The 24706-nt window shown below is 68.7% G+C and carries 16 protein-coding genes and 3 pseudogenes; 7 read left to right on the top strand and 12 right to left on the bottom strand.

Features of this window, described 5'->3' with window-relative positions; genetic code table 11:
* The first annotated feature begins 5 nt into the window (after positions 1–5).
* Positions 6–2381 carry a salicylate synthase gene (locus LNK82_RS01960; RefSeq protein WP_230565153.1) on the top strand — a complete coding sequence of 792 codons (2376 nt, stop codon included), beginning with the start codon at positions 6–8 and terminating at the stop codon, positions 2379–2381.
* 166 nt (positions 2382–2547) lie between these two features.
* Positions 2548–3105, top strand: a complete 558-nt coding sequence (locus tag LNK82_RS01955) for an EF-hand domain-containing protein (RefSeq protein ID WP_230565152.1) — start codon at positions 2548–2550, stop codon at positions 3103–3105.
* A 737-nt stretch (positions 3106–3842) separates the two neighbouring features.
* On the opposite strand, the gene LNK82_RS01950 is transcribed toward LNK82_RS01955, so the two are convergent.
* The 5 genes and pseudogenes from LNK82_RS01950 to LNK82_RS01930 form a co-directional block, all read right to left on the bottom strand.
* Entirely contained in the window at positions 3843–5063 is a 1221-nt protein-coding gene (locus tag LNK82_RS01950; RefSeq protein ID WP_230565151.1) for an alpha/beta hydrolase, read from the bottom strand.
* A 484-nt stretch (positions 5064–5547) separates the two neighbouring features.
* Positions 5548–5868 (bottom strand): annotated as a pseudogene (locus LNK82_RS01945) (transposase family protein); the annotation flags it as partial.
* Positions 5807–6325, bottom strand: a complete 519-nt coding sequence (locus tag LNK82_RS01940; protein ID WP_230565430.1) for an alpha/beta hydrolase fold domain-containing protein — start codon at positions 6323–6325, stop codon at positions 5807–5809. The pseudogene LNK82_RS01945 and the gene LNK82_RS01940, both read right to left, overlap by 62 nt.
* A gap of 35 nt (positions 6326–6360) precedes the next feature.
* Entirely contained in the window at positions 6361–7434 is a 1074-nt protein-coding gene (locus tag LNK82_RS01935; protein ID WP_230565150.1) for an NADP-dependent oxidoreductase, read from the bottom strand.
* Positions 7435–8379, bottom strand: a complete 945-nt coding sequence (locus LNK82_RS01930) for an SDR family NAD(P)-dependent oxidoreductase (RefSeq protein ID WP_230565429.1) — start codon at positions 8377–8379, stop codon at positions 7435–7437.
* A 238-nt stretch (positions 8380–8617) separates the two neighbouring features.
* On the opposite strand from LNK82_RS01930, the pseudogene LNK82_RS48200 reads away from it, so the two are divergent.
* A pseudogene (locus LNK82_RS48200) lies at positions 8618–8731 on the top strand (transposase); the annotation flags it as partial.
* Positions 8732–8860: 129 nt separating this feature from the next.
* On the opposite strand, the gene LNK82_RS01925 reads toward LNK82_RS48200, so the two are convergent.
* From LNK82_RS01925 to LNK82_RS01895, 7 genes are all read right to left on the bottom strand, one after another.
* Positions 8861–10363: a glycoside hydrolase gene (locus LNK82_RS01925; RefSeq protein ID WP_230565149.1), complete on the bottom strand. Its 1503-nt coding sequence runs from the start codon at positions 10361–10363 to the stop codon at positions 8861–8863.
* 103 nt (positions 10364–10466) lie between these two features.
* Positions 10467–11279 carry an ABC transporter permease gene (locus LNK82_RS01920; RefSeq protein ID WP_230565148.1) on the bottom strand — a complete coding sequence of 271 codons (813 nt, stop codon included), beginning with the start codon at positions 11277–11279 and terminating at the stop codon, positions 10467–10469.
* The gene (locus LNK82_RS01915; RefSeq protein ID WP_230565147.1) at positions 11276–12154 is read right to left on the bottom strand and encodes an ABC transporter permease; all 879 of its coding nucleotides are present in this window, start codon (positions 12152–12154) and stop codon (positions 11276–11278) included. Before LNK82_RS01915 ends, LNK82_RS01920 begins: the two co-directional genes overlap by 4 nt.
* On the bottom strand, positions 12151–13218 hold the full coding sequence (locus tag LNK82_RS01910; RefSeq protein ID WP_230565146.1) for an ABC transporter ATP-binding protein: 1068 nt from the start codon (positions 13216–13218) through the stop codon (positions 12151–12153). Before LNK82_RS01910 ends, LNK82_RS01915 begins: the two co-directional genes overlap by 4 nt.
* Positions 13215–14414, bottom strand: coding sequence for an extracellular solute-binding protein (locus LNK82_RS01905; RefSeq protein ID WP_230565145.1), 1200 nt, complete (start codon positions 14412–14414; stop codon positions 13215–13217). The genes LNK82_RS01910 and LNK82_RS01905 overlap by 4 nt, the downstream gene beginning before the upstream one ends.
* Before the next feature lie 130 nt (positions 14415–14544).
* Positions 14545–15951, bottom strand: a complete 1407-nt coding sequence (locus LNK82_RS01900) for a glycosyl hydrolase (protein ID WP_230565144.1) — start codon at positions 15949–15951, stop codon at positions 14545–14547.
* Positions 15952–16065: 114 nt separating this feature from the next.
* Complete coding sequence (locus LNK82_RS01895) at positions 16066–18885, bottom strand: glycoside hydrolase family 2 protein (protein WP_230565143.1); 2820 nt, start codon at positions 18883–18885, stop codon at positions 16066–16068.
* A 679-nt stretch (positions 18886–19564) separates the two neighbouring features.
* Between LNK82_RS01895 and LNK82_RS01890 the strand changes: the two genes are divergently transcribed.
* The 4 genes and pseudogenes from LNK82_RS01890 to LNK82_RS01870 all read left to right on the top strand — a co-directional run.
* Positions 19565–21136, top strand: a complete 1572-nt coding sequence (locus LNK82_RS01890; protein ID WP_230565142.1) for an RICIN domain-containing protein — start codon at positions 19565–19567, stop codon at positions 21134–21136.
* A 505-nt stretch (positions 21137–21641) separates the two neighbouring features.
* Positions 21642–23054 (top strand): glycosyl hydrolase, encoded by a 1413-nt coding sequence (locus tag LNK82_RS01885; RefSeq protein ID WP_230565141.1) that lies wholly within the window; start codon positions 21642–21644, stop codon positions 23052–23054.
* Between the two features lie 851 nt (positions 23055–23905).
* Positions 23906–24424 (top strand): ROK family protein, encoded by a 519-nt coding sequence (locus LNK82_RS01875; RefSeq protein WP_230565140.1) that lies wholly within the window; start codon positions 23906–23908, stop codon positions 24422–24424.
* A 90-nt stretch (positions 24425–24514) separates the two neighbouring features.
* Positions 24515–24706 (top strand): annotated as a pseudogene (locus LNK82_RS01870) (L-talarate/galactarate dehydratase); the annotation flags it as partial.

Raw genomic sequence — 24706 nt, 5'->3', positions numbered from 1 at the left:
GTCGCATGGCGACGTCCGAGGTGCCGGGTGGCAGCGCTCGTGCCGTGCGCGAGCGGGTGACCAGTCCGGAGGAGCTGCGTCGAGCGGTGCCCGGGTCCGCCGCCGCGGCGGTGACCAGCCTTCAGGGGAGGTCTGCCGTCCGGAGGATCCTGAACAGGGCGGATGATCGCCTGCTGGTCGTCGTCGGCCCGTGTTCCCTGAACGACCGGGACAGCACGCTGGAGTATGCCGAGCGGCTCAAGGGGGTCGCCGAGGATCTGTCGGATGATGTGTTCGTTGTCATGCGCGCCTATGTCGAGAAGCCGCGCACGTCGTTCGGCTGGCCAGGTTTGGCGCACGCCCCGGACCTGCTGGGTCCACCCGATCCTGAACGAGGGATTCGGCTCGCCAGGTCGATACTCGCGGACATCACGGGCTTGGGTCTTCCGGTGGCCGTCGAATGGCTCACGGTGTTCGGTCCGGCGTATTTCGAAGATCTCGTCTCGTGGGGCTGCATCGGCGCCCGGACCGTCGAGGACCCGACCCATCGGTCCATGGCAGGCGCGTTGGCCATGCCCATCGGGATGAAGAATCGAACCGATGGCGCGATCGACGTGGCGGTGAGCGCGATCCGGGTAGCCGAGCGGGAGCAGGCGTTGCTGACCCTTGCGCCGGACGGTTCGGCCGCGGTCACCAGAACCGCCGGCAACCCGGACTGCCATCTCGTGCTGCGCGGCGGGTCGAGCGGACCGAACCACCACCCGTCGGCGGTTCGGGGCGCGCTGCGGCTGCTCCACGCCGCCGGTCTGCCCGGACGGCTGCTCGTCGACGCCAGTCACGACAACTGCGCGAAGGACCACGAACTCCAGCGGGCCGTTGCCGAGGGGATCGGTCGACAGGTGGGGGCGGGGAACACCGCGATCCGCGGCGTGATGCTGGAGAGCTTCCTGCTGGCCGGGCGCCAGGACGTCGCTGCCGGTGTCCCGCTCGTCCGCGGCCGGAGCGTCACCGACGCGTGCATGGGCTGGCCGGCGACGGTCGAGGTGCTCACCGAACTGGCCCGCGCGGCGCGTGCCCGCCGGAGCAGGCGCATCCGTCCCCGGGCCGGTCTGACCGTGCCGGCAGGGGTGGCCGGCACGCCGGCGTCCGCCGCGGTGGCGCTGGTCCGGACAGGGATCTTCGACTCGTACGTGGTCTACGAGCGCGCCGGCACCTGGACCGTGGCGGGAGGCAGTCAGGCGACCGTGACCCTGGACGCCGACCGCATCCGCGTGCGGCACGGGGGCGACGAGTCCAGCAGGCCGTGGCGGTCACGACCGCTGGCGTGCCTGGGCGAGACGCTCGCCGAGCTGCCGATCCCGGACTGGACGGTGTACGGCTGGCTCACCTTCGAGGTGGCGCACCTGATCAACGGCCGGCGCGACCTGGCCGGCCCAGGCGACCTCGGCCACCTGGTCGTGCCCCGGGCCGAGGTCCGGTTCGACAGCAGCGGCACCACGGTCGTCCACGCCGACGCCCGACTGCGCGACCGCATCCGTGCCGTGCTGGTCGGCGCGGCCCCCGAGTCGCCGCCCCGGCCGAGGACCGTCGACCTCGATCACACCGGCGAGTGGTATCGGCAGGCTGTAGCCTCCGCCGTGCGGGAGATCGACCGCGGCTCGTTCCGGAAGGTCGTGCTATCGCGCAGCGTTCCGGTGGACGTCGAGGTGGACCTGCTCCGCACCTACCTCCGCGGCCGGGCGGACAACACCCCGGCCCGGTCGTTCCTCCTCGACCTCGGCGGGCGCCGCGCCCTGGGCTTCTGCCCGGAGACGATCCTGGAAGCCGATCGCGACGGGACGGTGTCGACCCAGCCGCTGGCCGGAACCCGACCGTTCGGGCGCGGGCGGGAGGAGGATCGTCGCTTGTGCGCGGAACTCCTCGACGACCCCAAGGAGGTCTACGAGCACATCGTCTCGGCCAAAGTGGCGTATGACGAACTGCGCCGGGTCTGCACACCGGGAACGGTGACGGTCACGGACCTGATGACGGTGAAGCCGCGCGGCACGGTACAACATCTCGGATCCCGGGTCCGCGGCGAACTCGGCGCGGACCGGTCGTCCTGGGACGCCCTCGAAGCCGTCTTCCCGGCGGTCACCGGCTCCGGCATTCCCAAGGCCGCGGCCTGCGAGTACATCTCCCGGACCGAACCCGAACCGCGCGGTCTGTACGCGGGCGCGGTCCTCACGGCCACCCAGGACGGCGGACTGGACGCCGGACTCGTCCTGCGTTCCCTTTTCGAAGAAGGCGGCCGCCGGTGGCTGCGGGCGGGCGCCGGGATCGTCAGCTCGTCCGACCCGGAACGAGAATACGAGGAAACGTGCCAGAAACTGCGCAGCATCGCATCCGCACTATCGGGCTAACGGGTCGAATGTGGACGCCCTTGTCGGTGGATTTGCGTGCGATCAGCGAGGTTCACTGCCGGACGATGGAAGATCAATATCGGCGAACGCCCGACGGTGTCACTCGTCCGGGGCAAGTACGGGCTCGGGCGTAGGAACGACCTGCCCGGCGGAGCACACTGGACACATGTCTGATTTCCTGGATCTCAAGCTCGCCCGACGTTTCGCTACCTGGGACCGTGACGGGAACGGCTTTTTGGAGGAAGCCGACTTCGTCAAGGGTGCGGATCGGCTGGGTGAGGCCTTCGGTCATGCCGAGGATTCGCCGCAGCGCCGCCGGATGCGTGATCTGTGCTTGGACCTGTGGCAGCAGATGGCGCGTATCGCCGATTTCGATCGGAACGGTCGCATCACTCCGGAGGAGTACGGGAGGGCGTTCACCGAACTGGTCTTGGCGCAACCGGGTGCGTTCGACGCGGCGTACACGCCGGTCATCGACGCGCTGACCGCCATGGCCGACCACGACGGCGACGGCAAACTGGACCGACAGGAATACCGGGCGTGGTTCGTCTCCGCGTTCGGGCTCAGCGAGCACGATGCCGACACGGCCTTCGACAAAGTCGACACCGACGACGACGGGCACGTCACCCGCGGTGAGATGGTCGCCGCCATCCACGACTACTACTTCAGCGACGACCCCGAGGTTGCGGGCAACTGGCTGCTCGGCCCTCCGCCCCAATCCTGACCGACAACGGAGGTGCGGGTCTGATTGCGTGTCGGACGCGTTCGTGAGGATCTCGTTGGCCCGCTCGAGTTCCACGTTCTCCCTGCGCAGCACGTGACGCAGGCCCAGTTGCCCGCCGGATGCCGGATCGCCGACCCGCGGTCCACCCCTGGTACGACGGAGCGCACGAGCGCGGTAACGGTGTGGCCTCGCCCACAACCTCGACCGGCTCGCCCACGAGACCCGCCGCTTCCTGCACCGCCGCCAACGCCAGCCGCACATCGTTCGCGGCTACTTTCACGCCCCGCGCGTCCGCTACGCCAACATGTAGGCAACCGAACACTTCGGCTCAACACGACGTCTCCCGCGCCCAGGAGGCCGACTGAGGCCGAGCCGATGTTCGGCGGCAGTCGTGCTCTGCGCCATCGATTCACGACGAGCTCGACAGGTCCGCGCAGCCGGGTGTCGGGCGGCAGGTGGACAGCCAGTGGTCGGCAGGCTCGGCGACGCCGGTGCGCCGTTCCGCGAGCGGCCGACACTCCGTGTTCACGACCTGGTCTACCAGGTGGCCGTGACCGGCCCCGTCGAAGGTGCGCCACCACTGGGCTTTCGCCTACGTCACCGGCGAACTTCCCGACGGCGCCGTCCACGACACGCTGGGCAGCCGCGTGTCCCCAGGCCGTCCCGAGATCACCAGAGCGATCTTCACCTCCCCGGTCAGCGCACGTTCAACGACCACGAGGTGTCGCCTGGTTCTCTCACGCCGCGTGATCCGTGAACCAGCGCAGGGTGGTCTGGTGCCACACCTGGGTGGCCACCGCGCCGGGTGCGGCGTCGAAGACGTGCTGACCGTACGGGATTTCGAGCAGATGGCTGGGAATGTCGCCGCGCTGGAGCCGTTCGTACAACCGGCGAGTGCCGTCGGGCGGCACGATGTAGTCGGACGTCCCCATGGCGAGAAGGGTGGGCGGTGTCCGAGGGCCGATGTGGTTCGCCGGCGTGGTGGCGGCGTATCGCTCGGGGTACTGCTGAGGGCTTCCGCCGATGTACTGCTCGGCGAAGATCCTGGACGCCTCGTTGGTGTAGAGCTGTTCCATGTCGTTGGCCGGGTAGAGCGCGCTGACAGCCCTGACGCGCGGGAACTCGCCGCCGCAACCGGAGGCGAGCTTGCCGGCATTGCCCTTGTAGGCGGCTTGGAGCGCCAGGTTGCCGCCGGCGGAGTCGCCGATCATCGTCAACCGCGTGGTGTCGCCGCCGTAGCGCCGCGCGTTGGCCCCGGTCCACGCCAACGCGCAGCCGATCTGACCCTCGGTGACATCCCACAGGTGGCGCTGGTCGGTGGAGAGCGCGTAGTCGACGCTGACGACGAGGTACCCGCGGTCGGCGAACCACCGTGCGTGCGTGGGCGGGGTGCCTTCCAGCCGGGAGCCCGAGATGAAACCCCCACCGTGCACCATGACGATGACCGGCGCTCCGGCACTGCCGCCGTTGGCCGGTCGCCACACCGACAGCGGTAGGTCTTGTTCCTCGAAGCGCAGGTAGACGACGTCCTCGTCGGGTGGGTCGATCCCACCGGGAAGGTCGAGCAGCGCTGTCACGTCGAGGTCGACGTGCTCGTGACGGGCCACGGTCAGCTGTCGCCCGCCGATCACGGTGACACCTGCCAGTGACAAGACGGCCAACGCTGCCAGCACCCGCCGGCCCCAGGTCCGTCGGCGCCACCACAGCCACCCGGTCCCCGCGACCAGGAGCAGGGAGACCACGAAGAGGTGCGCGGAGAACGACGACAGAGCGGCGCCGACCACGTTCACCGGAGTGGGCAGGAAGGTGGTGAGGACGACGAGGAACACCGCCACGACCACCACCCCCAGCACCAGGAAGAACGTGCGCTCGGCCCACCTGGTCATGTCGTCGGTACTCGCTCGCGGTCCTCGCGCGGGTAGGTCGGCCGGGTCGCCGGAGCCCGCGGGTGAGATCATGGTGGACTCCTCACAGACCATCGTGCGGCGCGCTACTCGACCACACGACTTTGTACCGGCAGTCACCCCGACCCGCATCACGGACGGGTGAAGCACGTGTACTACTACCGGAACTTAAAGATCTTTCGGCAACAGGGTGAGTCGTTGCGGGTGTGCAGAGCGGGATAACTGGGGCGTGTCGAAGCCTCCACGATCCTCGGGCCGCGCAGACCGCGTCGCGGTGGCACCGGGACTGACTGGCCGGTGGCGGGGCGGGGGGGGGGGGGGGGGGGGGGGGGGGGGGGGGCGCCGGGGGGGGGGGGGCCCCCCGCCGCCCCCCCCCGGCCGACTCGCCGAAGTGGAGACGAAGCCGGCCGAAGGCCCGAGGCCAATGGGTATCCGACTGACCTGTGGACCCTGGCGCGGGTCGCCGAGGTGATCGAGCGGGTGACCGGTGTGCGGCACTCGACCACCCAGACCCTGGACGATTCTGCGCGAACGGTTTCCGCATCAACTGCCGGACCGCGGTCCGCGACGTCGCGGTCGCCAACCACGCCACGGTGTCGTCGAAAGCGCGGGTGTGCCCGGCACCATGCCGGGCCCAGGGCACCGCGGCCACCACGACCCCGTGCTCGCGGAACCGCACCCGCGGCGCGTCCGCCTCCACGAAAGCCCGCACGGTCCCCAGATCCAGCGCACGCCACCGCCGTCGCCCCCGGCCGGCGTCATAGCGCGGACACCGCCGCGAGCACACCCCGCACCGGTCACGATCCCGCCGCCCGACCCGCACCCCGACCACCAGGACCTGCTCGACCTGGTGGACCTCGGAGGCGACTTCGAAGTCCGCGAGCCGCCGCCCGAATTCGGCGCCGTCTCCGGCGAGGGTCTCGCACTCGCCGTAGTGGACGCGCGTGGGCGGCAGGCCGGTCAGGTCGGCGTTGGCGACGCTGATCGCGGGTCGGTGAAGTCGACGGCGGGTCCTGCAGCCACGCACCCCGGAACAGCTCGAGGGTGTCGCGGCTGAGCATCTTGTCGTGTCCCTCGTTCTTGTCCGCCGCCGGGTTGGTGATGGTGAGGTCGGTCCACGGCGAGATGCTGACGATCGCGCCGGGTGTCGCCTGGCCCTTGGCAAGCAGGCGCAGCGGCAGCATGACCGCGAGGGTGCAGCCGATGGAGCGGCCGGTGCTGCCGATGTTGTGCGGTTCGTAGCCCTGGGCGAGCAGCCACCGGTAGGCCGTCTCGGCGTCGTCGAACTGCGCCGGATACGGGTGCTCGGGCGCCAGCCGGAAGTAGGCGAACGTCGGACGTGCGTGTGGCGTTATTTCACCTTGACGACGACCTTGCCCTTCGCGCGTCCCTTGTCGACGTAGGCCATGGCCTCGTTGGTCGATTCGAAGGGGAAGACCCGGTCCATGACCGGCTTGATGATCCCCGTGTCGATGAGAGAGGTGATCTCGCGGAGTTGGTCCCCGCTTGCCCGCATGAAGAGGAAAGAATAGGTGATCTGGCGACGTTTGGCCGCTTTCCTGATCCGGTGACTCAACACACGCATCAGCGGCCCCAAAGTCCACGGCTTGCCGAGTTCCCTCGCGAAGGCGGGATCCGGTGGGCCGGAGATCGAGATGAGCTTTCCGCCGGGCTTCAGCACGCGAAGAGACTTCTTGAGCGTCTCGTTGTCCAGGCTGTTCAACACCACGTCGTAGTCGTGCAGAACGGTTTCGAAGTCGTCGGCCCGGTAGTCGATCACGACGTCCGCGCCGAGGCGGCGGACCAGATCGATGTTGGCCGCGCTGGTCGTCGTGGCCACATCGGCGCCGAGATGTTTCGCCAACTGGATCGCGAACGTCCCCACGCCGCCGGCGCCGGCGTGGATCAAGACCTTCTGCCCCTTCCGCAGCTCGGCGATCTCGACCAACGCCTGCCATGCGGTCAAGCCGACCAGCGGAATCGCGGCCGTCTCCTCCATCGTGAGCCGCTGTGGCTTCGGCGCCAAGTCGTCCTCGTTGACGGCGATGAACTCCGCGAAGGTGCCGATCCGGTCCTTGTCCGGCCGCGCGTAGACCTCGTCACCGGGCGCGAACGTCCGCACCCGAGCCCCGACCCGAACCACGACACCGGCCACATCGTTACCCAGAATGAACGGCGGTCGGTAGGGCAGGATGAGCTTGTACTCCCCGTTCCTGATCCTGGAATCCAGGGGGTTGACGCCCGCGGCGTGGACCTGGACCAGTACGTCGTGCTCGCCCACCTCGGGCTCCGGCATCTCGTCGGCCCGAAGAGTGCCGCCGCGCCCGTAGCGATCGACGATAAATGCCTTCATGACCTGTCTCTCCCATGTGGACCCGGCCGTACCGGGAAGTGTCTGCCGGCGCACGGTCAGCCGCTCATCCATTCATCCGATTGAGTTTACGGATGCTCTTGTCGAACATCCGGGCGGGGACGACGCGCCGCAGCACGGCGACACGGCCGGCAGTCGAGCCGGCCAGGTGGCGCAGCTTCGGTTCGGGTCGGTGGCCGCCGCGACGATCACCCTGGCGACGACGGCGGGATCGTCACCGCCGCGCATCTCCTCCGTCATCACGTCCTCGAACACCCGCCGCCGGTGCGCGTAGACCGGTAGCGGGGTGTCGGCCCGCACCAGGTTGGCGTCGAACGGGGTGTTGATCGGACCGGGCTGGACGGCCATGAACGGGATCGGGACGCCCCCGACCGACGACACGTTGATGATCCGGCCGCTGCCCTGGGTACGCATGTGCGGCAGAACCGCCCTCGTCATGCGCATCAGGCCGAAAACGTTCACGTCAAAGATCCTCTGTGCCTGGGCGACGGAAACCTCCTCGGCGACGACGTCGGTGCCGACGCCGGCGTTGTTGACCAGCACGTCGAGCCGCCCGAAACGTGCGATCACCTGCCCGACCACGCTGGTGACCGACTCGTCGCTGGTCACGTCCAGGTCCAGGAACGTCACGCCGTCACCGGAGACAATTCGCGAGGTGTCGCGGCTCGTGCCGACCACCCGGAAAACCCCGCCCGCGCAGAAGCGGTTGACGCAGCGTGGATGGCAGTCGGCCGGGCCCGGTCCCGTGTGCGCGTCCTGCACGGTGTCGTTCTGGCAGGGAGGTCGGGTGGCGGGGTCGAAGCGGCAACCGACCGCGGTGTCGGGGTTGTCGTAGGTCTGGATGTCGGGGTCGGCGAGCCGATCGGTGGTGGAGCCGCCCGACCGGCGCCTACGTGAACACGCGGTGCTTGCCGCTCCGCTTGCCTGCCCGATTGGCCCAGCCGGGCGAGGCCAGGACCAGGCGGCGGACAGGACGGGACGGGCCACGATCAGGCACACCAACAGGTCAGTCTCGTTCGATGATCGCGGCCTTCCTCGGCCACCGACGCGCCGTAGCGGTTGGGAGCGCGGCGGGCGGCCAGTCCGGCGGCAGGCGTGCGGCGCGAGTGCTCCCGGACCAGGCGGTTCCCCCGCCAACTCGGTGGGCTTTCCGGACATGGTCCGATAGGAGCTGAAGGGAGTCATCCGTGGCACCACCGAAGAAGTACCCCGACGAGTTGAGGCCCGCACGGTCCGGTTGTACCGGGAGTCCGACCCCAAGCCGGTGATCCGGCGCCTGGCCGAGCAGCTGGGCGTGCATCACGAGGCGTTGCGGAACTGGATCCAGCAGGACGAGGCCGACCGCGGCGTACGTTGCGACCGGCCTTCAACGATAACGGGATGTTCTGAGCCACCGATGGCGACGGCCGATGCCCTACCGCCGCTCGTCACTCACCGGGCCCTGAGCTTGTCTGCAGGCAGTGGGCGGCCATCGAACCCGTCACACCACCACGCCGTCGATCTGGAAGGTCTGCACCTGGCCGGCGCTGAACGGCACTCGCAGGAGTTTGCCGTCGAGCCGGGTGTCCTGGCGCGGGGTGTAGCGGTCGCCGCCTGCAGGGATGGTGGACCAGCGGGGCACCAGGCCGCCCGTCGCGCCGGTGACCTGGCCGAACCGGGACAGATCGAAGGTCAGGGTCTGCGCGGCTCCGGTGTTGGCGGCCACGATGACCAGCCGGCGCGCGGTGGAGTCGTAGGCGGCGACAGCCAGTTCGCTGCCGGTGTCCAGGATGCGCATGCCGGGTCGGATGTGCCGGGTGAACTGGGCCAGGACGTGGAACTTCGTCTCCACCGCGCCCGCTCGCAGCGTTCCGCCGTCGTAGCGGACAAGTCCCCAGCCGGCGGTCGGGTCCATGACCTGCCAGTAGCACCAGGCCGTGGGGTGCAGCCAGCGGAAGTCCAGCAGCAGGCACCGGGCCGTCTGCAGGCCGGAGCCGTCGCCGTCGCCGTGCTCGGTGTTCCACAGGACCTTGCCCGACGCGCGGACGTCGTTGCCCAGCAGGTCACGACGGCCGCCGGTGCCCTGGTAGCCGTGCACGTTGACCTGCCTCACCAGGTCCTTGGTGGTGGAGTCGAAGCTGTTCCAGGTGGTGCGGGCGAGGTCGTAGCTGGTCTCGTCCGACGCGGCGATCCCGATGCCGCCAACGCCCTGCCGGTTTAGCTCGGCCCGCATGTGGGACAGCACGCTGCGCTGGGTGGTCGCGTCGATGCCGCAACCCTCCTGCGTGCCGTTGGCGTGCCAGTACGGCGAGGACGGCTCGTTGAACGGGTCGACGGTGCGGAAGTTCACGCCCCAGTGGTCACGCGCCCGACGTGCGGTGGCGGCCAGGTGCAGGGCGTGCTGGCGGTGGTTCCACGGCTGGAGGTTGTTACCGGCGTTCGCCGCGCCGGAGGGGTTGTGGTTGTTGCACATCCACCACATCGGCGAGTTCGCGAACAGCTCGCTCATCGCACCCCGCTGCGTCGCCTTGACCAGGGCGGCGCGCTGCTTGGCGTCGACGTTCCAGTTCCACGCCGACGACGCCGGGTCCTCGTTGTTCCAGTCCTGCCAGAAGCCCTCGACCTGCTTGAACCGCGGGATGTTGGGCGAAGCGACCATGCGCGCCGACCCCACCGCGTTCCAGCTGGACGCGCCGAGGTTGTACCGGGCGATGTTCAGGCCCAGACCCGGCAGCGCCGCACCGTTGTACGTCACCGTCTTCGTGGTGAAGAACAAGTCGGCGAAGTCGTCCCGATCGCCGAACACGTTGGCCCACCATGCCAACGACGTTCCCCAGCCCTCCCAGATGCCGTAGTTGACGCCGGGGTTGACGCCGATGGTCGCGTCGGCGCGCGAAACGCCCGCGCCGAGCGTGCCTCCGGCTATCGCGGCACCAGCCGCGGCCAGCGCCGTTCTGCGGGTGATCCGGACGCCCGTCGGTCGGTGGGGGACGGAAGAGTTCATCGTTGATCTCCTCAGGTGGGTGTTGGCGTGTCGAGTGCCAGGGAAGAACGTGCGGTGATCATGCTCCGTGCTACCCGGCGTCGCGTTGTGCCGCGGAAGGTCGTCACTCGTGCTCTTCGAGCCTGGTCACCAGTTGGGTCGGGTTGACGAACCGCAGGGCGATGACCAGCAAGAGGAGCATGGACGCGGTGTAGATGACGGCCATCGCGTCCACCGTCTGCTGTGCGCGGATACCGGCCGCCGAGACGGAGTAGAACAGCGAAACGACCAGAGTTTCGCTGTCGGGTCCGGCGGTGAGGAACGTCAGCTCGAACATGCCGACGGTCCGGACCAGGACCAGGATGGACGCGGCCAGGATGCCGGGAACCAGCAGTGGCGCCAGGACCTTGGTGAACACGGCCGTGGTGCGAGCGCCGCACATACGGGCTGCGGACTCGATCCTGGTGTCGATCTGCTCGATGAACGGCGTCATCGTGAGCACCACGAACGGCACGGACGGCACCAGGTTGGCCACGATGACGCCGGTCATGCTCCCGGCCAGCTGGAACTTGTAGAGCACCGTGGCCAACGGGATGCCGTAGGTCATCGGCGGCATCAGGATGGGCAGCAGGAACAGCAGACTGAGCAGCTTCTTGCCGGGGAAGTTCCGCCTGGCCAGGGCGTAGGCGGTGGGTACGCCGACCAGCACTGAGATCACGACCACGGCCACCGAGACTTGGAGCGTCACCAGCAGCACGTCGAACAGGTCGTACTCACGCCACGCCTCGGCGTACCAGGCGGTGGTGAGGCCGGTGGGCCACCAGGTGCCGAACCACTGCGTGCTGAACGAGTTCACCAGCACCGCGCCGACCACGCCGAGCAGGTTGAGCAGGAAGAACGCCAGAACACCCCAGGTCAGCCACGCTGCGGGCCTCATCCCTTGCCCCCTGTCGAGCCTCGGTACAGGGTGGTCCGCCAGAGCAGCACCAGGCCGATGACCAGCAGCATCACCACTGCCATGATCATCGCGATGGCGGAGCCCATCGGGTAGTCGAAGTCGCGGAACGCGGAGTTGTAGGCGGCGATGGAGATGACGTGCGTCTCGCCCTGCGGTTCACCAACCATGATGGCGGACGGGAAGACCGAGAACGCGAGCACGAACGACAGGCAGAACGTCACCGCCAGCCCGGGCGCGAGCAGCGGCATGACGACGTGTCGGAACCGCTGCCGTGGGGACGCACCCAGGGTCGCCGCCGCGCGCTCCAACGACGGGTCGATACCGGACAGGTAGGACAGGGTGAGCAGGAACGCGAACGGGAAGCCGGTGATGATCAGCGAGAACAGCACGCCCCAGTAGTTGTGCACCAGGCGCACCGGCTCGTCGGCCAGCCCCAAGCCCAGCAGGACCTTGTTGAACCACCCCACCGGGCTCAAGTACTCGATCAGGCCTTCGGCGGTGAGCACCGTGCCCAGGGTGATGGGAACGACCAGGATCGTCGTGATGAGCCGCTTGCCCCGGAACCGCCCGCGCATCCGGTAGGCGATCGGGATCGACGCCAGGACGTTGATCAGAGCTGCGGGCAGCCCGAGTCGCAGCGTGATCCAGATCGTGTCGCGGAGGTAGGCGTCGGTGAAGAACCGCTCGTAGTTGGCCAGCGGCCCGCCGACGGCCGGCTGAAAGGATAGTTGCAGGCCGTACAGGAACGGGTACAAGAACAGCAGCGCGATGAACACCGTGCCGGGCACGAGCAGCAGCAGTACCCGGTCCACGCCGCGCTCGGCCAGCCGGTGGCGCAGGGCGACAGTGCTCATGAGGCGAACACCAGGACCCGCTCGACCGGCACCCGCAACCGTACCGCGTCACCGGGCGCGAGCCGGTCGTTCGTGCGCACGTGCACCGCTCGGCCTCCGGGCAGCCGGGCTTCCACGGCCTGCTCACGGCCGTGGTACTCGACGATCTCCACCTCGGCCTCCACCTCGTTGACCTGGGTGGACGCCGACGGCGCAACAACGGCGAAGTCTTCGGGTCGCACGGCCACCACCGCCTCGCCCGAGGTCAGCCCGTCCCGGTTGACGCCGGTCAGCGCCACCCCGTCGGCGGTGACGGTGACGTGCTCGCCATCCACCCCGGTCACGGAGGCGGGCAGCAGGTTGCGGTAGCCCATGAACCCGGCCACGTGACGGTTGACCGGTTGCGCGTAGACCTCCTGAGGGGTGCCGACCTGCTGCACCTCGCCGTCGCGCATCACCACGAGCCGGTCGGCCAGCGCCAGCGCCTCCTCCTGGTCGTGCGTGACGTAGACGGTGGTCAGCCCGAGCGACTGGTGCAGGCGACGGATCTCCGAGCGCATCTCCAACCGCAGCGACGCGTCCAGGTTGGACAGCGGCTCGTCCATCAGCACCAGTGGTGGCTCCAGCACGACGGCGCGCGCGATGGCCACGCGCTGCTGCTGGCCGCCGGAGAGCCGGCCGGGGTGCTTGTCCGCGTGCGCGGTCAACTGGACCAGGCGCAGTGCCTCGTCCACGCGCCGCGTCTGCTCCGCCTTGGCGACCTTGCGCATGGCCAGCCCGAACGCGATGTTGCGGCGCACGCTCAGGTGCGGGAACAGCGCGTAGTTCTGGAACACCATGCCGAACCCGCGCCTCTCCGGCGGCAGCTGGTCGATCCGCTCGCCGTCGACCAAGATCCGCCCGCCGGACAGCGGCAGCAGACCCGCCAGGCAGTTCAACGCGGTCGACTTGCCGCATCCCGACGGGCCGAGCAGCGCCACGAACTCGCCGCCCTTGATGGTCAGGTCCATCCCGCGCAGCGCGACCTGATCTCCGAAGACCCTCCGGACGCCGTCGATGACGAGTTCGCTGAACCGGTCGCTCATTTGCCCGTCTTCCCGCTGCCGATCTCGCGCTCCCACTTCTGGAACGCCTTCACCTGCGCCTCCGCGGGCAACGACGTCTCCTTCGGGTGGTTCTCGATCAGCGCGTCGTACTCCGGGCGGCCGAACTTCCCGATCGCGTCACGCGATTCCTGGGGTGCCATGTCGAGCGTGACGCCCTTGACCGCCGGCCCGGGGTAGAAGTAGCCCTTGTCGTAAGCCTTGGCCTGCTGCTTCGGATCCAGCATCCACTTGACCAGCGCCAGGTTCGCCGCCATGACGTCCTGCGACACACCCTTGGGCACGACCGCGTAGTGCGCGTCGGTCACCCAGTGGAAACCGGCCAGCGTGGTGACCCTCGCGCTCTCGGGCACGGTGCCCAGCACCCGCGGGTTGATGTCCCAGCCCGTGGTGGTGGCCACCAGGTTCGCGCTGCCGTCGGCCAGGTTCTTCATCGTCTCGGTCGTGCCGGACGGGTAGTAGTCCACGTACTGGCCCAGTTCCGCCAAGTACGCCCAGGTCTTCGCCCAGCCGTTCTCCGGGTCCTTCGGGTCGGAGTCGCCCAGGACGTAGGGCAGGCCCATCAGGAACGTGCGGCCGGGACCGGAGTTCGCCGGCACGGCGTACTGGAACTTCCCGGGGTTGGCCTTGGCCCACGCCAGCAACTCGTGGGCGGATTTGGGCGGGTTCGGCACCTTCGCCGCGTCGTACTCCAGCAGCGGTCCCGCCGGGTAGTAGGTCACGACGATCCCCTGCCCTTGCGACAGGTCCTGCATCGCTGCGGCGGGCGGCAGGTAGTTGTCCTTCAACCCGGCGAATTTCGCCTCGTGGTCGGGCAACAACGGAGCGGCCAGTCCTTGGCCGATCACCGCCGCCAGCCCGTCCGTCCCGGTCAGCACCAAGTGGGTCTGCGACCGGCCCGCGCTCTGCTCGGCCTTGAGCTTGCCCGGCATGTCCGGCGCGGTCGCCTTGGAGTAGTTCACCTCGCTGACCACGTCCGTGTGCGCGGTGACGAACTCGTCGATCATGCCTTGCGTCAACTGCAGGTTCCCGGCGACGTCCAGCACGTTCAGCTCCACCGGGGAGGAGGGCTTGTCCGGCACCGAGGTGTAGGTCGAGGCCGGGCCCGCGGTGGGCGCGCCACATCCGGCCAGCAGCAGCACTGCGAGGACGACGAGCTTCGACATCTTTCGCGACATTCGTTTCCCTTCGACGGACGGCCAAGGAGCAACGTCCATCGGGCCGTGCTACGGCGGATCAGAGCCGACGAGTTGCACAACCGGCCGGTGTCGCCCGTCGGGATGGCGGGCGACACCAGCCGGTCGCGGGCTACTTCAGGTTGGGCAGTTCGTCCCTGGTGACGACGTAGCTGTGGTTGTAGACCTTCTGCAGGTGGCTGATCGAGTTGCCCTGGGTCAGGTGGTTGCCGTGCCAGGTGCCGAACAGCACCCACCGCGTGCCGGTGGACTGGAGCCGGTCCGGGTCCGGGATGGGGCCGTTCTCGTGCAGCGCGATCGGAATGGTCGAACCGACGATGTTGCGCACCGAGTTGTACATCGCGTTGAGCGGGTCGTAGTTGCCGTTGCCCGCGTAGGTGTCCGCGCCGCCGATGTCGACCACCGACTTGCCGGGGTAGAACGACGCCTGCGGCTGGCCGTTGTAGCCGTGCAACCAGACCAGGTTGTTCAGACCCTTGGTGTTGGTGAAGTAGTTGTACATGAAGCGCCACAGCCGGTTGTACTGCGCGCCACCCTCCTTGCTCCACCAGAACCACGTGCCGCCCGCCTCGTGGAACGGCCGCCAGATCACCGCCGCGCCCGCGTTCTCCAACTGCTGCAACGAGGCCGCCGCGCCGTCGAGCCGCTGGATGAACGAGTTGTACTGGGCCGTGCCCGGCGTCAGGACCGCGTTGATGGACACCGTCTGCTGGGTGCCCTCGTAGGTGTCGGGATGCGTGGGGGCGCCCATGTGGTAGCCGACCATGGGGATGCCGCCCGCGTTCCACCAGGCGATGGCGCGCGAGGCGTAGTCCTTGGAGTCGCCGTAGTCCAACGCCCGGATCGCCGGGTACTTGCCCGTGTTGTTCCGGATGTGGTTGATCTCGTAGTCCGGGCCGCCGATCCAGGTCGACTCCTGCTGACCCGACAGGATGTGGTTGCCGTACTGCGAGTAGACGTAGCACAGCAGCTTGCGGGCCTGCGCGGTGGCGTTCGGGTTGACCGGGTTCACCGAGCAGGTCGGGCTCGGCCCGGGGCCCGTGCCGGTGCGCCACTGCTGGTTGGTCTGGCCGTTGCAGTTCCAGAGGGTGACCGCGGTGCCGTTGGCGGTGGCCTGGTTGGCCACGTCCAGGCACAGGCCGGACTGGGTGGCGGTGATGCTGCCGTTGGAGTTCAGCCGGAACTTCTGGTTCGCGCCGCCGGTGCAGGCCCAGATCGCCAGACGGGTACCGGGCGCGGTGGAGCCGTTCGGCACGTTCAGGCACCGGCCGCCGGAGAAGACGCGCAGCTCACCGGCTGCGGTGAACTCCCAGCCCTGGTTCGACTGGCCGTTGCAGTCCCAGATGTCCACCAGGGCGCCGTCGGCGTTCGACGCACCGACCACGTCCAGGCAGCGGTTCGAGGCCACGCCGACCAGCGGAGCGGGCGCGGCGGTGGCCGGACCTGCGACGAGGGTGAGCGCCGGTAGGGAAAGCGCAAGGGCGAGCAGGGCTCTGCCCGTGCGTCGTAGGGTGCGCATTCGATCTCCTTTGATCAATGCGAAGGGGTGAAGACGAGCGACAGGGGGCTTCGAGTAGCAGCCTGGTCGGCAGAGGCGTGGTGGCGTTCCTGCCGACCGGCCGGTGCGCCGGGGTCAGGCGGTGAAGCGGAAGTGGACGGTCCGGTTGTACTGGCCGGTGGCCGTGGTCCGTTGTCCTTCCGGGCCGAGGGTGTCGGCCGTGTGGAACTTGTTGCCGATCGCCGGGATGGCGTCGAGCAGGGAGATCCCACCACCGGGGAACGGCGCGGTGGCGCTCATCGGGCTGGCGCCGACGTCGGGGGTGAACAGGCGCAGGAACAGGTTCTCCTGCTCGGACACCAGGGTGATGGTGCCTTCGGTGGTGCGCAGGGCGGCCCAGTAGGTGTTGGCGTGGTAGCCCTTGAACTCCGGGTACTGCCAGGCGCTCGCGCCGGTGGCGGTGCGGTTGTAGTCCTTGGTCCACACGCCGTGGTGCACGCCTCGCATCCGGTTCTTCCACACCCGGTAAGGCCCGTCACCCAGCCACGTCATGCCCAGCACCCGGTTCTCGGGGTAGTCGAGGTTCACGCCGAGGAAGTCGTGCGGCCCGGTGCGGGTGTAGCGGTACTCCAGGCGCAGCCACCCGTTGGAGTCCAGGCGCCAGCGCACCTGGTTCAGGTCCCCGCTGTACGTGGCCTGCACGACGTGGCCGGTGCCGTCGCGGAAGTGCGAGATGCCGGTGAGAGCCGCCGAGCCCACCGCCATGACCGGGCCGTTGGTGAGCGACACGGTCGTCCCGTTGCGGTTGACGCGGGACAGCCTGCCGGACGACTTGGAGATGGTGATCGCCGCGCCGTTCGCGGTCATGGTCACGCTGGTGCTGTCCTCCGTGACGGACGTGGTGCCTGAGGTCGGGACCACGATGCGGCGCGCGAAGTCGACCGCCTTCTTGATCCGCCAGCTCCAGGTGCCGATCGTGCGGCCGGTGGGGTCCAGGACGTCGATTCGCAACGTGTCGGCGTCGGCCCACGTGCCGGGTAGACCGAGGGCGACCGAGCCGGTGGCTCCGGGCGCGGTGTTCGGACCGGCGACGGCACCCTGCGCGATCACGGTCGGCGCGGTGCTCGACGTGCCCGGTGCGGCCTGCCTGAGCAGCTGCCAGCTGAACCGGCAGCCCTGCAGGTTGGTGTGGTCGTAGCGGTTGACGACGTTGACCCGGCCGTCGAAGCCTGTGGGGAACGTGGTGGTGTAGTAGCCGGGGTTGGCGAGCTGGACCGGCGACCAGATGTCGCGGATGGTGTAGAAGGAGGCTTCCTTCTCGCGGAACGGTCCGAGGATGCCGTCGGGGCCGGAGTTGCCGGTGGTGTCGATCGCGCCGCCCCGGTCATCACGGCGGAGCCCTTCGTCCACGAACGCCCAGATGAAACCACCCGCTCGCCGCGTGCCTGCGCCCAGCAGCGCCCAGTAGTCGTTCAGGCCGGCTCCGGCCCCGCCGTCGTACAACGCGTGCAGGAACTCGGTCGGCAGGTGGATCGCCGAGCCGTTGAGGATGTTCCGGGTGCTGTCGTAGGTCTCGTAGTGGTCGGTGTTCAGACCGCCGAACGTGGCCCACGGGTGGATCACCGGGCGTCGCTGCGGGTCGTAGCGGGCGTAGTCGTCGTCCAGCGCGGTGTTCCAGCCGCCCTCGTTGCCGTTGGCCCACATGATGATGGACGGGTGGTTGACGTCCCGCGTGACCATCGAGGCCACCAGTGGGGCGCCCACGTTCTCGTCGTAGCGCTTCTGCCAGCCGGCCAACTCGTCGATCACGTACAGGCCCAGCTCGTCGCACAGGTCCAGGAAGAACGTGTCCGGCGGGTAGTGCGACATCCGCACGGCGTTGTTGTTCATCTCCTTCATCAGGAGGATGTCCATCCGGGCCATGCGCGGGCTGGACGCGCGTCCCAGGGTCGGCCAGAACGTGTGCCGGTTCGTGCCCTTGAGGATGACCTTCGACCCGTTGACGTACACGCCGTCACCGGCGCGCACTTCGATGGTGCGGAACCCGAACCGCTCGGTCGTCCCGTGCAGGGGCGTGCCGCCGCTGGTGGTGAGTTGCACGTCGACCAGGTACAGGTTTGGCGTCTCCGCGGTCCACGCCTGGGGTGAGGGCACCGACGTGGTCAGCGTCGCCGCCGTCGCACCCGACGAGACCGCCACCGAGAACGGGCCGCCGACCGCGGTGCCGTCGAGTTGCCGGAGCTGCCCGACCACCCTGCCGGCCGCGCTCAACCCCGCCAGGTGCACGTCCATCCGGAACGCGCCGGTGTGCCTGGCGTCGATCGCGACCCGGTCGATCCGCGAGGCGGGGAACGCCTGCAACGAGACCGGCCGGTAGATGCCGCTGAAGTTCCAGTAGTCGCCGCGGCGCTCGGCGTCGTTGACCGAGTTGTTCGTCGAGTCCCGGCTGACCGTCACTTCCAGCAGGTTCTCCTGCCCCAAACGCACCAACGACGTGACGTCGTAGCGGAACCGGTAGAAGCCGCCCTGGTGGACCGGACCCGCCAGGGTGCCGTTGATCCGCACCTCGGTGTCGGTCATCGAGCCCTCGAACACCACGAAGATCCGCCTGCCCGACCACGTCGAGGACGGGGTGAAACGACGCCGGTAGAGCCCTTTCTCGTTGGGGCGGAGGTTCCAGCCCCACTGGTAGGTGCCGAACCCGTGGCACTCCCAGTTCGACGGTGTCGGGATCGTGCGCCACACCCCGGCGTTGCGCCCTTCGGTCACCTGGAAGTCCCAGGGGACCGTGTTGTCCGCGTCGGAACCGGTCAACAGCAGGGTCTCGGTGGCGGGACCCGCGGGCGCGGCGACGGCTGCGGGCACACCCAGCGCGCTCACACCCAACACGGACAAGCCGGCCACTCCGATTCCGGTCGCCCCCAACTCCAGGACTTTGCGACGGTTGATCTCCACGTGAGCCTCCAGGGTGCGCGTGTCGTCGTCGACACGGTGGGTGGAGTGGAGCCGGAGTCGGACGAGGAGCGACCGCGTCCGACTCCGTGCACGGCGATGACCGGTCGTACAGCGACTCTCGGCTGTCCGGCGTGGTACTTGCGCAACGTATCGCAACACTTCCGGCCGAAACAAGGGGTTAGTACCAGTCTGAAATCAACTGAACTCTCAACTATCTCCCCTCGACCGGTAGCCCGCCCCGCAGCCATGATCGAACACAGGCGTGTTCGGTTCCGAACACGTCGATCACCGCGCCCCTCCTTGCAGACCGTCCGCCAAGGCGACGTCGACGGGTGCGATCACCTTGAGCGAGAACGGTTGAGTCGAGATCGACTGCTTGATCGCAATGCCCGCTCGGATCGCACGAACCGTGCGGTTCGTTGACACCCTTGAAGCCGGTGTGCCAAGTTCGAACAACTTTCAACGCACTGCGACCTCTTCGTGACGTTGCGCTTACCTCACTCCGAGCCCTCTGGCGGGGGGGGGGGGGGGGGGGGGGGGGGGCGGCGGGGCCCCCCCCCCCCCCCCGGGCCGGCCCCACCCCGCGCCCTCGGGCGGCGTTCCGTGCGTTTGCGCGGGTCCCGTGGCGCACCGGCTCGGACCGCTGTCACGGCACTGTCGGAGCCGACAAGGAGATCCCGTGAAGAAACTGCTGCGCGCTGTGGTGGCGGCGGTGCTCGCCGCCGCCGTCGTGCCTGTCGTGCTGGCATCGGCCAGTCCGGCGCAGGCGTTGGAGAACGGCCTCGGTCGCACCCCGCAGTTGGGGTGGAACAACTGGAACAGCTTCGGCTGCGACGTCACCGAGGGCCTGGTTCGTCAAACCGCCGACGTGATGGTCAGCAGCGGTATGGCCGCAGCCGGGTACACGTACGTGAACATCGACGACTGCTGGTCGGAGATGTCCCGCGACAGCAGCGGCAACCTGGTGGCCTCACGCAGCAAGTTCCCCGGCGGCATGAAGGCGCTGGCGGACTACGTCCACGGCAAGGGCCTCAAGCTGGGCATCTACTCCTCGGCCGGGCTCACCACCTGCGCCGGGTACCCGGCCAGTCTGGGCAACGAGCAGCGCGACGCGAACCTGTGGGCGTCGTGGGGCATCGACTACCTCAAGTACGACAACTGCGGCAACCACCTGGGTCGCACCGCCCAGGACCGCTACACCGCCATGCGGGACGCGCTGGCCCGCACCGGCCGGCAGATCTTCTACGCGATCTGCAACTGGGGCAACGACAACGTCATCGAGTGGGGCGCCGAGACCGGAAACTCCTGGCGCACCACCGGTGACATCGAGGGCAACTGGAACTCGGTCATGGGGATCCTGGACTCCCAGCCCCGCTACGCCGGCGCCTCCCGCCCCGGAGCCTGGAACGACCCCGACATGCTGGAGGTCGGCCACGGTCTGACCGACACCGAGTCCCGCGCTCACTTCAGCCTCTGGGCCTTGATGAACGCGCCGCTGCTGGCCGGCAACGACCTGCGCACGATGAGCGCCGCGACCAGGGCGACCCTGACCAACACCGAGGTCATCGGGGTAAACCAGGATTGGGGCGGCCGTCAAGGCAACCGGATCGTGGACAACGGTTACACCGAGGTCTGGACCAAGCCCATGGCCAACGGCTCCGTCGCGGTCGTCCTGCTCAACCGCGGCAGCAGCGCCGCCACCGTCTCCACCACGGCGTCCCAGATCGGCCTCGGCTCGGCGAGCAGCTACTCGGTGCGCGACCTGTGGGCGCACACCACGGGCACCAGCAGCGGCACGATCAGCGCCTCCGTCCCGGCACACGGCGCGGCCATGTACATCGTCAGCGGCGGTGGCGGCAACCCCTCGACGAGCTTCTCCCTGCGCGGCGACGGATCGAACCGGTGCCTCGACATCACCGGCGCCTCGCAGGTCAACGGCGCACTCGCCGAGATCTGGGACTGCAACGGGCAGCCCAACCAGCGGTTCACCGCCACCACCGCAGGCGAGCTGCGCCTCTACGGCAACACCAAGTGCCTCGACGTCGTCGGTGGCGGCACCGCCAACGGCACCGCAGTCGCCATCTGGGACTGCAACAGAGGCGCCAACCAACGGTTCACCGTCGACACCGACGGCTCGGTGCGCGCGGTCAGATCGGCCAAGTGCCTCGACGCCGCCGGCACCGCCAACGGCACCAAGACCGTGATCTGGGACTGCAACGGAGGCGCCGCCCAGCGCTGGACCAAGACCTGACTCCACTGATCCCCCACCGGCCGAGCCACCACCGAAGACAACCAGAGGAGAACGACCGGCTCCCACCGACGCGAGTCGACGCAGAGAACGATGCACCTGCTACCGGCTGCCCTGGTGGGCGGCCCGGTGCAGGCGGGCACCCTCCTGCCCGTCGGCGTGACGGTGGCAGTCGACAGCTGCCGTTCGACCGTTTCGCCCCTGGCACGGTCGCCGCCAGCAGTTAGTTTCAAGTTGAGCGTAACCTCTTGTTCCGGACCGGTCCGCTGCGTTACCTTCCGATGGAACACTCCCCCGAGTCTGGTCCGGCGCACGGCCTACGGCCGTCCCGCAAGGACTTCGCCGGTCGAGACCCCGGAAGGCAGCGTGGCCGGTCGGCCGCGCCAGTCCTTCGTCGTGACCGGATCCGCACCCGGTGCCGTCAGCCGTCCCTGCGCGGCACCTTCATCTCGTCTGCCGACTACCGGTGCCTGGCGGTATCCGGTCACCATGGATCAAAGGAGATCCGATGCGCCCCAAGGGAAGAACAGGGCGGACGCTGCTGGCGATCGTCCTGGTGGTACCCGGCCTGGCCGCGTTGAGCGCGGTGCCGGCGGTCGCGGCACCGGCCCCGCTGATCAGCGTGGCGTCCAACAGGTGCCTGGACGTCGTGGGCAACAGCACCACGCCCGGATCGGCGGTGGCCATCTGGGACTGCAACGGCCAAGCCAACCAGTCCTGGGACTTCACCTCGTCCGGTGACCTGCGCACCTTCGGCGGCACCCGCTGCCTCGACGTGGAGAACGGCTCCACCACCGCAGGCGCGCGGCTGCTGATCTGGGACTGCACCGGCCAGCCCAACCAGAAGTTCCGGCTCAACGCCAACGGTTCGGTGACCGCGGTCCAGTCCGGGCTCTGCCTGGACGTGGCCGGGGCAGCGACGGCCAACGGCACCCTGGTCAACACCTGGACCTGCAACGGCCAGACCAACCAGCAGTGGCGCGCCGGCACCGGTCCCGGTCCGGGGCCCGACCCGACGTGCTCGGTCAGCCCGGTGAACCCCGGCTCCAACACCGCGGTGCGCAAAGTCCTGTGCTACCTGCACTCGCAGTACGGCAACCACATCCTCGCCGGCCAGGAGGAGTCCACCTGGAACGGTGGCCCCGAGTACGAGATGAACCACATCCAGCGCAACACCGGCAAGCTACCCGCGCTGCGGGGCATGGACCAGGCCACCACCGACTACGTCGGCCGCGCCACCACCTGGTGGAACTCCGGCGGCATCCCCGAGGTCGCCTACCACATGGGCGCACCCACGAAGCCCGACACCTACGAGGGCAGCCAGATGGCCGTGTCCATCAGCGCCGTGCTCACCCCCGGCACGGCCGAGAACAACTCCTTCCGCCAGCGCATGGACGCCGCCGCCGCGAACCTCCAGCGGCTGGAGGACATCGGCGCCGCGGTGATCTGGCGGCCCTTCCACGAGGCCGGCGGCACCTGGTTCTGGTGGAGCAAGGAAGGCGGCGCCCAGTACGTCCGGCTCTGGCGCTACATGTACGACTACCTGACCCGCACCAAGGGCCTGAACAACCTGATCTGGATGTTCGGCACCAACGGCAGCCCCAACAGCGCCTTCTACCCCGGCAGGCCCTACGTCGACATCGGCGGCGCCGACACCTACGCCGGCAGCGGCAACTACGACCCCCAGAACGCCATGTACAACGCCGCGCGCAACGCCGTCGGCTCACAGGTCCCGGTCGCGCTGCACGAGAACGGCCCCATCCCCGACCCCGACCGCCTGCAGTCCACCAACACCCGATGGCTGTGGTTCATGACCTGGAACTCCCACTTCCTGACCCAGCACAACTCGATCGCCCACCTCCAGAAGGTCTACGCCAGCAGCTACGTCATCACCCGCGACGAACTGCCCAACTTCAGGTAGACGACACACTCATCACCACCGGGCTCCCACCTGACATGGGCCAGCGTCATCCGGCGCAGGCGGCATCGCGATCTCGACGTCGAAGGCGAGGGTCGTCGCTCCATCCCTGAATCGCCAACGCGGTCGTGGCCCCCCCCCCCCCCAAGTAGGAGCCAACGGAGCCCGCCCCCCCCCCCCGCCGCGCCCCCCCCCCCCCCCCCGCGACCCGAAGGAGGATCTCGTGCGCCCTCATCGTCGAGCCCGTGCCCGGCAACGCTGATCCGCGGCCGCGCCCTCAGCGCCGGCGCTCCGCACGACGGCGACGGCGCCCGTCAACGGACCCGCGGCACCGAGATCCGGAATCGCGGTTCCCACCGTCGGACGTCCCGTCAGGAGTGGCCACCCGGCGGCAACGACGGGACCACTGCACGAGCGCCAGGTCGTCGAAGCCGACCACATCCAGGTCTGAATCGACAGGTCACGCGGTGCTCGAGTCACCACGGAAGCCCGCACGTCATCAGGCACCAACCGGGATGACTACTGGAGATGCGGTCGCACCGTGACGCCACCAACCCGCACTCTTGCCACACCGAGGTGGCCGGACTTGACCGAAGTCGCACGTGACGTGCTGCTGGAGGTACTGATCCACGGGCCCATGCCTCGGGCTGAGATCGCACCCCGCCTACGCCTGTCCCGGCCCACCCTCACCCGCGCCGCCAGAACGCTGGTAGATGAAGGACTACTGGTCGAGGGTGGCACCGAACTGCGCTCCCCCACCGGACGCCCCTCGGAAATGCTGCACCTCCGCGGTGAGGCGCACCGCTTCCTGGGTGTGAAACTCACCGCCGACCATCGGCGCGGGTGTGGACTCGATGGTGCCGATCACCGACGGCGCGGGCGTCGGCACCGGCCTGATCATCGACGGCAAACTCGTCCGAGGCGCACACGGCCTGCCCCGCAGATTCGCCCACCTCCTCGTCGACCCAAGAGGACCGCGGTGCGGTTATGGCCACCGGGGCTGCGCCTCCCGCTACCTGATGAGCCACGTCATACTCCGTCAACTCCAGAACTGCACCACCTACAACGACGCAGTCGAACGCACGCGAGCAGGCGATCCCGACGCCAACCGGATCTTCGCCGAAGCGGGCTATGCACTCGGCGTCCTCATCGGCCACACGGCCAACTTCCTCGACCCCGACAAGATCCTGCTCACCGGCGACGGCCTTCCCCTCTACGAGATCGCCACCGAGCACGTTCACAACGGAATCAAGAACACCTACGAAGACGACCCGACCCTGATCGATCTCGACGTCCAACCGTTCGACTTCGACGAATGGGCACGCGCCGCGGCCGCACTCGCCATCAAAGACACGATCACCGGCAACATCTGAACGCTGACCGCACATCCGCGCATCCCACGCCCAGACTCGTTCCCGACCTCGGAATCCACCGAACCAGCCGCAGCCCACCCCAGGAGCCTCATGTCGACCACCACACCCACCTCGGTGCTGGACCGGATCAGCTCGGTGACGTTGTCGTCGGTGACGCTGCCCCTGCCGACCCCGATCAGCGACGCCAAGGTGTTCACCGGCAGGCAGCGGCCGATGACCGAGGTCGCGGTGCTGTTCGCCGAGATCCGCACCGAGGCCGGGCTGGAGGGCGTCGGGTTCTCC

Origin of the sequence: Saccharothrix luteola (genome assembly GCF_020859565.1) — a bacterium.
Lineage (GTDB): Bacteria > Actinomycetota > Actinomycetes > Mycobacteriales > Pseudonocardiaceae > Actinosynnema > Actinosynnema luteola.
Note: the sequence above shows the minus strand (reverse complement) of the source record. Positions and strands in the feature narration are given on the sequence as shown.

Bases quoted from the DNA above. Each gene is read 5' to 3' on its own strand.
- LNK82_RS01885 (WP_230565141.1), top strand. From the start codon at position 21,642: ATGCGCCCCAAGGGAAGAACAGGGCGGACGCTGCTGGCGATCGTCCTG.
- LNK82_RS01935 (WP_230565150.1), bottom strand. From the start codon at position 7,434: ATGGATGAGCGGCTGACCGTGCGCCGGCAGACACTTCCCGGTACGGCC.
- LNK82_RS01915 (WP_230565147.1), bottom strand. From the start codon at position 12,154: ATGAGCACTGTCGCCCTGCGCCACCGGCTGGCCGAGCGCGGCGTGGAC.
- LNK82_RS01925 (WP_230565149.1), bottom strand. From the start codon at position 10,363: ATGAACTCTTCCGTCCCCCACCGACCGACGGGCGTCCGGATCACCCGC.
- LNK82_RS01920 (WP_230565148.1), bottom strand. From the start codon at position 11,279: ATGAGGCCCGCAGCGTGGCTGACCTGGGGTGTTCTGGCGTTCTTCCTG.
- LNK82_RS01950 (WP_230565151.1), bottom strand. From the start codon at position 5,063: ATGATCTCACCCGCGGGCTCCGGCGACCCGGCCGACCTACCCGCGCGA.
- LNK82_RS01910 (WP_230565146.1), bottom strand. From the start codon at position 13,218: ATGAGCGACCGGTTCAGCGAACTCGTCATCGACGGCGTCCGGAGGGTC.
- LNK82_RS01960 (WP_230565153.1), top strand. From the start codon at position 6: ATGGCGACGTCCGAGGTGCCGGGTGGCAGCGCTCGTGCCGTGCGCGAG.
- LNK82_RS01905 (WP_230565145.1), bottom strand. From the start codon at position 14,414: ATGTCGCGAAAGATGTCGAAGCTCGTCGTCCTCGCAGTGCTGCTGCTG.
- LNK82_RS01955 (WP_230565152.1), top strand. From the start codon at position 2,548: ATGTCTGATTTCCTGGATCTCAAGCTCGCCCGACGTTTCGCTACCTGG.
- LNK82_RS01900 (WP_230565144.1), bottom strand. From the start codon at position 15,951: ATGCGCACCCTACGACGCACGGGCAGAGCCCTGCTCGCCCTTGCGCTT.
- LNK82_RS01875 (WP_230565140.1), top strand. From the start codon at position 23,906: ATGGTGCCGATCACCGACGGCGCGGGCGTCGGCACCGGCCTGATCATC.